Raw genomic sequence first — 10,245 nt, 5'->3', positions numbered from 1 at the left:
TAATCAATCTTTTTTAGAATATTAAACTCTTTAAAAGCCGTATCTATGCAAAGATTCATTCTCTTATCGCCTACCAGATATACCTCTTTGAGATGTTTTTTTATTTCTTCAAGAGGCATATTTTTTTCAAGCAGATCCATCACTATCTTGGTAGGTCTTATACCTGTAAGTGTACCCCAAGGCAACTCTTTGTTTCCAAGTTTTAAAAGATTGATATAAATATTTCTTTTCAACTCATTTTTTGTATCAAACTTGGTATCTTTTATCTTTGAACAAAACTCTATGGCTTCACTTTCCGTATTTATACTTATATGATACTCATGCTCTTTCTTATGTAAGTGAAGCCTTAACACTGCCGTATCGTCTGTATAAATATACTTTTCACCGGGATAAAATGCCATTAAAAGCTCTCTTATATCCTGTTCAAAGGTCATATCCTCTAAAAGCAGTGAAATCATCTGTCAATACCATGCTTTTTTACATATATTGCTACGGGATTGTACTTTTTTTCATGTGCAACGGTAGTCATATCCATATGCCCCGGCAGTATATTTACATCATCAGGTAAAGTCAACACCTTTTCATATATCGACTTTATAATGGACGGATTGTCACCGCCGTAAAGATCTGTTCTTCCACAGTCTTCTCTAAAGACGGTATCTCCTGAAAACAAAAGCTTTTCATCTGCAATATAGTAGCAACCCGATCCCTTTGTATGTCCCGGAGTTGCTATAAATACTATATCCTTATCAAGCAGATGCAATACATCACCGTCATTTAAGAGTACATCCGCCTTTGTAATATATCCGCTTCCGATAAAGGAGCTTCCGCCTGATTTGCGGCTGTCATAAAGCATCTCATCGTCATATTTTGAAATATAAACCTTAATATTATATTCTTTCACCAATTCATTTACCGCCATTATGTGGTCAAAATGACCATGTGTCAGCAAAATTGCAACCGGTGTTAATTTATGTTCTTTTATTGTATCTATAATATTTTCAGCCTGTGCGGACGGATCCACTATAAAACATTCCAGACTTTCCTTATTATATGCTATATATACATTTGTCTGTACCGGACCGAGTGTCAGTACATATACTCCGATTTTATTCATTAACCTGCAGTCCTTTCAATATCTATTACTCCGCTCACCTGTCGAAGCTTTCCTATAAGTGAGTTGAGTTCCTCTCTTCCCTTTATATCAAAAACAAGATTTATAGTTGAAATATCGTTTTTATTTGTACGAACATTGATAGATGTAATGGAAATATCATTTTCACTATAGATTTTGGTTATATCCATAAAAAGTCCTGTACGGTTGTGTGCAAAAATTTGAAGTTCGGTCTGATACTTTTCGGCAAGCTTTGAATCCTCAAACTCCTGCCACTCGGCAGGTATAATTCTGATTCTGTCATCTGAAGGCAGATTCATGATATTTATACAATCCGTTCTGTGGATAGATATACCCCTACCTCTTGTGATAAATCCAACTATTTCATCTCCGGGTACAGGATTACAGCATTTTGAAAATCTTACAGCAAGGTCGTCAATACCTTTTACGGTAATACCCGACTTTGAATTCTTTACAATGACTTCCTTGTCACTGCCGTCACCAATGCTCTCAAGTATTGCACTGTCGTTGAATTCCTTCTTTGCGATTCTGTTTCTCTCTTCCACCATCTTGTTGATGATTTGACCTTCTTTAAGTCCTCCGTGTCCCAAAGAAGCTAAAATGGAATCCCAGTCTTTGATAGCATATCGTTTCATTACTTTTTCCTGGAATTGAGGTTTGTTTATCTCAGCCCAGTTGATACCCTTTGCCTTACAGTATTTTTCAAGCATATCCTTTCCGCGAAGGATATTGTCCTCTTTTAATTCGTTTTTAAACCACTGCTGTATCTTTGATCTGGCCTGATTTGACTTTACGATATTTAACCAGTCTCTGCTTGGGCCTTTCGAGTTTTGTGAAGTGATTATCTCTACTCTGTCACCGCTTTTAAGCTCGTAGTCGATATTTACAAGTCTTCCGTTTACTCTGGCACCCACCATCTTGTTTCCTACAGCTGAATGTATGGAATAAGCAAAATCTATAGGGTTTGAACCTGCAGGAAGATTTTTTACATCTCCGTCCGGAGTAAAGCAGTATACATTGTCTGAGAAAAGGTCAAGGTCGCTCTTTATTACCTTTAAAAATTCGGCATTGTCGGACATATCTCTCTGCCATTCAAGTATTTGTCTGAGCCAATTCATCTTGGCATCTTCAGCTCCCTTTGCTACAGAGCCGCTTCCGCTCTCTTTATACTTCCAGTGTGCCGCAATACCGAACTCCGCAGTCTTATGCATCTCTACAGTTCTTATCTGTACCTCAAAAGGCTGACCTGTATCCGATATTAAAGTCGTATGAAGTGACTGATACATATTCGGCTTAGGCATGGCAATATAGTCTTTAAACCTGCCGGGGATAGGCTTATATATCTCATGTGCCGTACCCAGCGCAAGGTAGCAGTCCGTAACACTGTCTACAATAATCCTGATGGCAAATACATCATAGATCTGATCAAGTGTCTTATTTTGATTCACCATCTTTTTATATATTGAAAAGAGGTGCTTTACTCTGCCGTTGATTGTAAATTTCATTCCTGTTTCAGATAAATGTTGTGAAAACTTCTTTATTATCTCATCAACAAATTGCTGCCTTTGTTCTTTTCTGAACGCCAACTTTTCCGATAAATCATAATATACATCAGGATGCAAATATTTTAATGAAAGGTCGTCAAGTTCCACCTTTATCTTTGAAATACCCAGCCTTTGTGCAATAGGAGAATATATATCCATAGTCTCCCTTGCCTTTTCTTTTTGCTTTTCAGGCTTCATATATTGAAGCGTACGCATATTGTGGAGTCTGTCCGCCAGCTTTATAAGTATGACTCTGATATCCTTTGCCATAGCAAGGAACATCTTTCTAAGATTTTCAGCCTGCATCTCAATCTTGTCATTCTTCAGTGAGAGCTGTGTCAGCTTTGTAACACCGTCTACCAAATTGGCAACATCCACCCCGAACATATCTGCAAGTTCATCATATGTTATTACGGTGTCCTCTATTACATCATGCAAAAGTCCCGCAGCTATAGTCTCTTTGTCAAGCTCAAGCTCGGCAAGGATTATCGCAACACAAATAGGGTGAATTATATACGGTTCACCTGACTTTCTCTTTTGATCGTTATGTGCTTTTTTTGCAAGTTCATAAGCTTTAGTTATCATAGAGATATCATCTGACGGATGATAATGCAATATGATTTCAATAAGCTTTTTGTGTAATCTTTCAGGTGATGTAAAATCAGCAGGCTTATCAATCTGAGTCTCTATATCTTCATTCAGAAAATTAAAATTGTCCTCTTTCATCAAACTCCTTACTCTTAGGCTAAATATTGCAATTTGTTGTATATTTGTCTAAGATTCCATTATACGAATATAATTTAAAAAAAGCAATAAGACCAAAATAAAAAACCGGCAAAAATATGCCGGTCTTAATTATTTAAGATAATTATCTTCTTTTTTGCATCTTACAAAGCTCAAGCAAAATATAAATCGGTAATGCTGTTATTATAAGTAAAACCATACCGAAAGTGTGTAAAGCCTTGACGAAAGCCTGTGACGATTTACTGTTCTTAAACATATATCCCCCTAAGCTATAAAATATTATTTTGCCATATTCACTTCTCTGAAAGCTTTGCCGTGCTTTAAAACAGGTGAAAACTTCTTGTATAAAACTATAGTAAGTGTCGATATCAAAGTACCTTTCAATAAATTCACAGGTGCCACAATCATAAGTGCAAATGTTTGAATATTGCTTACTGAAGGATTTATCGCACTTCCCATACCTATAATAGCATTTAAATCCATTCCGAAAAGCTGTGCAAACTTAGGTAAAAGATAAAGTGCATTAAACACCGAACCGAAAACGGTCATTATAATTGTACCTGTGATACTGCCTACCAAAGCACCCTTTCTGGTCTTGTTGAAAATATAGATAATACTTGCAGGAAGAATAAGTGAAGCACCTACACAGAAGTTTGCAAGCTCACCTACAAAGGCTGTAGATGTAGACTTAAACATCACCTTAAGTAAAATCTTTATAAACTCTGTAAGCACGCCTGCTACCGGACCGAAAGCAAAGGTAACTATCATTATAGGCAACTCTGAAAAGTCAAGCTTATAAAATGTAGGTGCAAAAGGAAGCGGAATTTCAAACATCATAAGTATTGTACTTATTGCACCGAAAAGACCGATCATGGCAATCTTTTGAGTGTTAATAACAGACCCGCCATACCCCGACCTTTTATTTGCTATCTTTTCAAAGACAAATGCGACTACAAATGTGGCAAATACAATTCCGAGGAATTCTGCCACAAAAACTAAATTATCAACTACTGCTGTTAACATAAACTACCTCCATAGCATATGCTTCGGAGTGTGTTTTCCAAAATAAAAACCCCCTAAGAATAGGGGGCGATTAAACGAATCTTGAAAACACTCTTCTCTCATCCAGACTATACTGTCGGTTTTGGAATCTCACCAAATCAACTGCTATGCAGGTCGCAGACTATACTGCCGGTAGGGAATCACACCCCGCCCCGAAGAATTATTATTTTATTTACTTAATCTTAAAACTTTTTATAAAAAAAGTCAATATGAAAATAGTTTTTCACAGTTTAATTTTGTAAATTTATGCTTTCACAGGCATTCCGTTTACTTCAACATCATCCTCAATAGGTACAAGCAGATATTTTCTGCCGTCTATCACTCTGGTTTCAAGCTTCTCAATTGAATCCGTATCCGTCTTTACGGTGATACCCGGAGTCTTTACCTCAAACTTTCTTGTATCAACCACATTGTCTGCAAATACCTCAATATCCGCATCCGCACTTTTCTCATATGATTCCACGGCCTCATCGGAGACACCGCTTTTTGATATAAGTTTTACCATATCGTTTTTGGTAAGTACAAGCGGCTCGGGATTTTGTGAATTCTCGGCAATAAGATCAAGCATATTTGAACTCAGAGCCGACATCACAGGCATTGTAAGTTCATCTCTTAAGACATCATATAATACTGCTTCAAAGGTCTCTTTTTGCATTACTGACGACATCGGAGGATTTACACCTATAATCTCATTTATAAAACTCTCATTCAGAGCATCGTTTTTCTTGCTGAAGTATAGTGCCGCATGTATATCTGTAGTTCTGTCTGTAAAAGCCGGAAATAAAAATCCGTGCATAGGCATACCTACAATCCAATCTCTGATTCTGTTTGCAATTACGCCCTCATTTGCAAAGTAGCTGAGTGCCGGCTTTGACAATGTGACAGGGCAGATACTGCAAAGCAGACCGCGATAAACTTCATTTGAAGCATCTTCCATTGAAAGCTTATCACTTGACTTACCCGGTATGTCATACATCATATCGACCAGTATAATGTAGTAGTTTTCGGCATACTCATATGCGTCAATAACTTTTCTGAAAAATTCATCCAAAATCAACTCATCGTCAAGTCTGCTCTCTCTAAGTTTCATAAGAAATTCATGCGGAGTATCTTCACCTTCCTCATCAATAGAAAAATCCAGAGTCAACAAAGATTTTCCGACAGCACCTGAAAGAGTCTTTCTGAAAATCTCCTCATATTTGAAGGCGTCTTCCTCAGGCAGTGAGTAAAAAGCATCCTTTGTCATAAATTTTATATTTTTTTCAGCATCAACATAGCATCCGGCATACTTTGTAATAACATTTGTATCCTTGTTAAACTGCTTTTTTATCTCATTTATCTCTTCTCTAATCATTACATTCACCGCCTTCCTTTTTTAACTCATCCAAATACTCCAAATCTTTTTTTGAAAGATCGGCATTCTTTAGTAAATCCGGTCTGTTAAGATAAGTCCTCTTTATAGACTCTTTTCTGCGCCATTCTTCTATATTCTTGTGGTGACCTGAAAGAAGCATATCAGGCACCCTAAGTCCCTCATATTCTACAGGTCTTGTATACTGCGGGTACTCAAGCAAATTGTCTTCAAACGACTCAAAATCCGCACTTTCATTATTGGTAAGCACGCCGTCCACCATCCTTGCAATGGCGTCCATCATCACAAGTGCAGGAAGCTCACCTCCTGTAAGCACATAATCACCTATTGAATAACACTGCGCGTTTGTAAGTTCCAGTGCTCTTTCATCGACACCCTCATAATGTCCGCAGAGAAATACTATTTCATCAAGCTTTGCAAGCTCTTTGGCATCATTTTGATCAAACACCTTGCCCTGTGGTGAAAGATATATAAGCTTTGCCCTCTTACCAAGCCTGTCACATATACTTTCATAAGCTTTATGTATAGGTTCAGCCTGCATTACCATACCTGCACCGCCGCCGTAAGGATAATCATCCACTCTTCTATGTTTATCAAGTGTATAATCACGAATATTTATAGCTTCCATTGATAATAAATCGTTTTTTATGGCTCTACCGACTATACTTGTGTTCATACACATTTCTATCATCTCGGGAAATAATGTTAAACAAAAAAACTTCATATTATAAATCCAAAAGTCCGTCCAAAACATGGACTTTAATTTCTCCCTCGTCAAGGTTTACATCCAGTATACATTGACTGATATATGGGAAAAGCACTTTTTTTTCGCCTGTATCCACTTCCATTACATGGTTTGCACCTGTAGGGAAAACATCTGTAACCTTTCCTATCCGAGTGTTGTTTTCATCTATCACATCAAGCCCTATAAGATCCGCAATATAATTTTCATTCTTTTTTAGCGGTGTGGCATTCTCTCTGTCAACAAAAAGGTCTACATTTCTTAAAGCCTGTATTGCTTCAGGATTATCAAACTGCTTGAATTTTACAAGTGCCATATTCTTTTGAAATCTGACACTTTCAATATCAAGTACTGTCTCAACTCCCTTGATATTTGCATATACCTTTTTAATCTTTTTTAATCTGTTTGAGTCATCAGATGTAGGATAAACCTTCGCCTCACCCTTTATTCCGTGAGAACTTGTAATGACTCCCACTCTAAATCTATCTGTCATTTTATTCACTCTCAAAATTACTTAATAAGCCTTTAGATAACAATAAAGCCACTACATATGTAGCAGCTTGCTTGTTATTTTATCTCTAATACTACTTTCTTTTCAGCTCTTATAGATGCTGACTTTATTATGGAACGTATAGCCTTTGCTATCTTTCCTGACTTACCTATAACCTTGCCCATATCAGCCTCGGCTACAGACAGTGTACAAACAGTAGTATCACCGTCAATTGTCTCTTCAACTTTTACTGAAGCCGGGTCGTCAACCAAAGCTTTTGCTATAACTTCAATGACTTCTTTCATATTCAGTCCTTATTATAATAAACCGGCACTCTTTAAAAGCTTAGCAACTCTGTCTGTAGGCTGTGCACCGTTTGAAAGCCACTTCTTTGTGCTCTCCTCGTCAAATTTGATTACGCTTGGATCAACTGTAGGATCATATGTACCTACCTCAGCGATAAATCTACCGTCTCTTGGTGAACGAGCGTCAGCAACTACTACTCTGTAGAAAGGTGCCTTCTTCTGTCCCATTCTCTTTAATCTCATCTTAACTGCCATTTTATTATCCTCCTAATAGCTATAAAAATCTATATATGATCAATTCTAATATCTAGAATAGAATCCTTAAAAACCTAACTTCCCGCCGAAAAGACCTCCAAGGGCTCCTCGCTTTTTGTTATTCTTCATCATTCCCGGGAACTGCTTCATCATCTTTTTCATCTGTTCAAACTGCTTAACCAGACGATTGACTTCACCGATATTTACACCTGAACCCTTTGCAATCCTGTTTTTTCTGGAAGGGTTTAAAAGACTCGGATCAAGTCTTTCTTTTTCAGACATACTCTGAATAATGGCCTTTATCTTTACCATCTGACTGTCATCCACCTGCGGCAGAGCAGCCTTGCCTCCGATTCCGGGTAACATACTGAGTATACTTGCCATTCCGCCCATCTTTTCAAGCTGTTCCAGCTGATCTAAAAAGTCGTTGAAATCAAATTCAGCCTTGGCAATTTTTTGAGAAAGTTTCTTTGCCTTCTCAGAGTCCATATCCATCTCGGCCTTTTCAATAAGCGAAAGGATATCACCCATTCCTAGGATTCTGCTTGCCATTCTGTCAGGGTAAAACTGCTCCAAATCAGAGAGCTTCTCACCCATACCTACATAGAGTATCGGTTTGCCTGTAACGGCACGTACGGAAAGAGCCGCACCGCCTCTGGTGTCACCGTCAAGCTTTGTAAGTATTACTCCGGTGATATCAAGCTTTGCATTGAAAGTCTCGGCTACATTTACGGCATCCTGACCTGTCATGGCATCCACCACCAAGATTATGTCGTCAACATTTACATTATCCTTGATCTCAATAAGCTCGTCCATCATATCTTCATCTATATGCAGACGTCCGGCGGTATCAAGGAATACGATATTGTGGCGATTCTCTTTGGCATACTCTATAGCCTTTTTTGCAATCTCTACAGGCTTATGATTTGTTCCCATTTCAAATACAGGCACATCCACCTTCTCACCGTTTCTTTTCAACTGCTCTATAGCGGCAGGCCTGTAGATATCACAACCTACAAGCAGCGGAGAGTTGCCTTTTTTCTTTAATTTAGCGGCAAGCTTTGCGGTTGTGGTCGTTTTACCTGCGCCTTGAAGACCTGCCATCATGATAACGGTTATCTCACCTGAAGGTTTTATCTTAAGTTCTGTAGTCTCACTTCCCATAAGTGAAACCATCTCATCGTTAACAATCTTGATAACCTGCTGAGCCGGTGTGAGCGAATTGAGTACATCGGCACCTGTTGCCTTTTCTTGAATACTCTTTATAAAATCCTTCACTACCTTAAAGCTTACATCAGCTTCAAGCAGCGCAAGTCTTACTTCCTTAAGTCCGATTCGTACATCGTCCTCACTAAGTCTGCCCTTGCCGCGAAGATTCTTGAAAACATTTTGAAGTTTTTCGGATAAGCTTTCAAAAGCCATTTAAAACCTCCTATACATCCAGTATCTTGGACGAAAGCTCATCAATCTTTGCAACAAGTCCCTCATCCTTTGTGTCCTGATATATCTTAACAATCTTTTGTATCTCTTTTACATAAGATTTTGTTTCATCAAACTTTCTTATCAATCCAAGCTTTTCTTCATAAGACACCAAGGCCTTATTGCACCTCTTTATAAGATCGCTGACCCCTTGCCTGCTTATGCCTTCATTTTCGGCAATCTCACTCAGTGATAAGTCATTAAACACCACATCCTCATAAATCCTTTGCTGATGCACTGTCAAAAGCTTGCCGTAAAATTCGTATAAAGTACCTTGATTGATATATTTTTCAATATCGTTATTTTCCATACTGTGAGAGTATAACAGCATAAAAAGAAGCTGTCAAGTGTTTTTACTTGACAGCTTGAAAAATTAGTATACATGCTTTAAAACAAATAGATATCTCTTCTATGCCCGACATCAACGAGAATTAAAACAAGTTTATTATCATGTATTTCAGCTAAAATACGATAGTCTCCAACTCTATATCTCCATTGTCCGCTCCTGTTTGACGTAAGAGCTTTACCATGGATTCTTGGATTTTCACAGTTTATCAGATTTTTTTCAATCCATGCTTTAATTATCCTTTGAGTTTGCCTATCTAATTTTTTTAATGCTTTATCAAATTTTTCTGTTGTACTTATTTCATAAATCATAAGTCAAGTTCTTTCCAAAGTTCACTAATTGGTCTTGTTTTTAGTGTACCTGATTTTTTCTCAGCCTCATATTCTTCAAAAACCTTAAGATCATATTCGTCCTCAATACGTTCAAGCATAGCAATTCTGATTATTTCAGACAAGGACTTATTATTATGTTTTGCATATGATTTAAAAACGTTCAATTCATTTTCAGGAACTCTCAAACTAATTACAGACATAACTCTCTCCTTTCTTATGTAATACAATTGTATTACTTTAATTATATTTTGTCAAATATGACCTTCAAAATTTATTTTTACTATACACGATATGCTTTAAAAGTCACCTAGGGTGAAAAGTTTATTTCCATTTAAAGCTTTCAATTTTCAACTGTCAAGCGCTTTACTTGACAACTGAAAATCTAACCTAGATTATTCATGTCAACGCCATGAAAGTGGCTGAAAGCCCCATTATTACT

At 37.4% G+C, this 10,245-nt stretch carries 13 protein-coding genes, 1 pseudogene and 1 riboswitch; all 14 genes and pseudogenes read right to left on the bottom strand.

Annotation, left to right across the window (positions count from 1 at the left end; genetic code table 11):
* Positions 1-458, bottom strand: a pseudogene (locus tag ACO6FI_RS12635) (coproporphyrinogen dehydrogenase HemZ); the annotation flags it as partial.
* Positions 455-1,117, bottom strand: a complete 663-nt coding sequence (locus ACO6FI_RS12630) for an MBL fold metallo-hydrolase (RefSeq protein ID WP_485457644.1) — start codon at positions 1,115-1,117, stop codon at positions 455-457. The gene ACO6FI_RS12630 and the pseudogene ACO6FI_RS12635, both read right to left, overlap by 4 nt.
* The gene (locus ACO6FI_RS12625; RefSeq protein ID WP_485457643.1) at positions 1,117-3,405 is read right to left on the bottom strand and encodes a RelA/SpoT family protein; all 2,289 of its coding nucleotides are present in this window, start codon (positions 3,403-3,405) and stop codon (positions 1,117-1,119) included. Before ACO6FI_RS12625 ends, ACO6FI_RS12630 begins: the two co-directional genes overlap by 1 nt.
* A 142-nt stretch (positions 3,406-3,547) precedes the next feature.
* A complete protein-coding gene (locus ACO6FI_RS12620; RefSeq protein WP_485457642.1) occupies positions 3,548-3,679 on the bottom strand; it encodes a hypothetical protein in 132 nt (43 codons plus the stop codon).
* Positions 3,680-3,702: 23 nt separating this feature from the next.
* Positions 3,703-4,446 carry an ECF transporter S component gene (locus ACO6FI_RS12615; protein WP_485457641.1) on the bottom strand — a complete coding sequence of 248 codons (744 nt, stop codon included), beginning with the start codon at positions 4,444-4,446 and terminating at the stop codon, positions 3,703-3,705.
* An 86-nt stretch (positions 4,447-4,532) separates the two neighbouring features.
* Positions 4,533-4,649, bottom strand: a riboswitch (FMN riboswitch).
* Positions 4,650-4,729: 80 nt separating this feature from the next.
* Entirely contained in the window at positions 4,730-5,839 is a 1,110-nt protein-coding gene (locus tag ACO6FI_RS12610; RefSeq protein ID WP_485457640.1) for a DUF4317 domain-containing protein, read from the bottom strand.
* The gene (gene trmD, locus ACO6FI_RS12605) at positions 5,832-6,581 is read right to left on the bottom strand and encodes a tRNA (guanosine(37)-N1)-methyltransferase TrmD (protein WP_485457639.1); all 750 of its coding nucleotides are present in this window, start codon (positions 6,579-6,581) and stop codon (positions 5,832-5,834) included. The genes ACO6FI_RS12610 and trmD overlap by 8 nt, the downstream gene beginning before the upstream one ends.
* A 1-nt stretch (position 6,582) precedes the next feature.
* Positions 6,583-7,092: a ribosome maturation factor RimM gene (gene rimM, locus ACO6FI_RS12600; protein ID WP_485457638.1), complete on the bottom strand. Its 510-nt coding sequence runs from the start codon at positions 7,090-7,092 to the stop codon at positions 6,583-6,585.
* Positions 7,093-7,166: 74 nt separating this feature from the next.
* Positions 7,167-7,394, bottom strand: coding sequence for a KH domain-containing protein (locus tag ACO6FI_RS12595; RefSeq protein ID WP_040457856.1), 228 nt, complete (start codon positions 7,392-7,394; stop codon positions 7,167-7,169).
* Between the two features lie 12 nt (positions 7,395-7,406).
* Positions 7,407-7,649 carry a 30S ribosomal protein S16 gene (gene rpsP / locus ACO6FI_RS12590; protein ID WP_124952015.1) on the bottom strand — a complete coding sequence of 81 codons (243 nt, stop codon included), beginning with the start codon at positions 7,647-7,649 and terminating at the stop codon, positions 7,407-7,409.
* Positions 7,650-7,715: 66 nt separating this feature from the next.
* On the bottom strand, positions 7,716-9,071 hold the full coding sequence (ffh, locus tag ACO6FI_RS12585; RefSeq protein WP_485457637.1) for a signal recognition particle protein: 1,356 nt from the start codon (positions 9,069-9,071) through the stop codon (positions 7,716-7,718).
* Positions 9,072-9,081: 10 nt separating this feature from the next.
* Positions 9,082-9,438, bottom strand: a complete 357-nt coding sequence (ylxM, locus tag ACO6FI_RS12580; protein WP_485457636.1) for a YlxM family DNA-binding protein — start codon at positions 9,436-9,438, stop codon at positions 9,082-9,084.
* A 77-nt stretch (positions 9,439-9,515) separates the two neighbouring features.
* Entirely contained in the window at positions 9,516-9,785 is a 270-nt protein-coding gene (locus tag ACO6FI_RS12575) for a type II toxin-antitoxin system RelE family toxin (protein ID WP_314446884.1), read from the bottom strand.
* Positions 9,782-10,006 (bottom strand): type II toxin-antitoxin system RelB family antitoxin, encoded by a 225-nt coding sequence (gene relB, locus ACO6FI_RS12570; RefSeq protein ID WP_485457635.1) that lies wholly within the window; start codon positions 10,004-10,006, stop codon positions 9,782-9,784. Before relB ends, ACO6FI_RS12575 begins: the two co-directional genes overlap by 4 nt.
* Positions 10,007-10,245: the final 239 nt, after the last annotated feature.

This window comes from Lachnoanaerobaculum sp., from assembly GCF_057250505.1.
This window is presented reverse-complemented; position numbering and strand designations above follow the sequence as displayed.

What these genes read in the sequence shown, in the direction of transcription:
- ACO6FI_RS12630 (WP_485457644.1), bottom strand. Translation starts at nt 1,117, where the DNA reads ATGAATAAAATCGGAGTATATGTACTGACACTCGGTCCGGTACAGACA.
- ACO6FI_RS12625 (WP_485457643.1), bottom strand. Translation starts at nt 3,405, where the DNA reads ATGAAAGAGGACAATTTTAATTTTCTGAATGAAGATATAGAGACTCAG.
- ACO6FI_RS12620 (WP_485457642.1), bottom strand. Translation starts at nt 3,679, where the DNA reads ATGTTTAAGAACAGTAAATCGTCACAGGCTTTCGTCAAGGCTTTACAC.
- ACO6FI_RS12615 (WP_485457641.1), bottom strand. Translation starts at nt 4,446, where the DNA reads ATGTTAACAGCAGTAGTTGATAATTTAGTTTTTGTGGCAGAATTCCTC.
- ACO6FI_RS12610 (WP_485457640.1), bottom strand. Translation starts at nt 5,839, where the DNA reads ATGATTAGAGAAGAGATAAATGAGATAAAAAAGCAGTTTAACAAGGAT.
- trmD (WP_485457639.1), bottom strand. Translation starts at nt 6,581, where the DNA reads ATGAAGTTTTTTTGTTTAACATTATTTCCCGAGATGATAGAAATGTGT.
- rimM (WP_485457638.1), bottom strand. Translation starts at nt 7,092, where the DNA reads ATGACAGATAGATTTAGAGTGGGAGTCATTACAAGTTCTCACGGAATA.
- ACO6FI_RS12595 (WP_040457856.1), bottom strand. Translation starts at nt 7,394, where the DNA reads ATGAAAGAAGTCATTGAAGTTATAGCAAAAGCTTTGGTTGACGACCCG.
- rpsP (WP_124952015.1), bottom strand. Translation starts at nt 7,649, where the DNA reads ATGGCAGTTAAGATGAGATTAAAGAGAATGGGACAGAAGAAGGCACCT.
- ffh (WP_485457637.1), bottom strand. Translation starts at nt 9,071, where the DNA reads ATGGCTTTTGAAAGCTTATCCGAAAAACTTCAAAATGTTTTCAAGAAT.
- ylxM (WP_485457636.1), bottom strand. Translation starts at nt 9,438, where the DNA reads ATGGAAAATAACGATATTGAAAAATATATCAATCAAGGTACTTTATAC.
- ACO6FI_RS12575 (WP_314446884.1), bottom strand. Translation starts at nt 9,785, where the DNA reads ATGATTTATGAAATAAGTACAACAGAAAAATTTGATAAAGCATTAAAA.
- relB (WP_485457635.1), bottom strand. Translation starts at nt 10,006, where the DNA reads ATGTCTGTAATTAGTTTGAGAGTTCCTGAAAATGAATTGAACGTTTTT.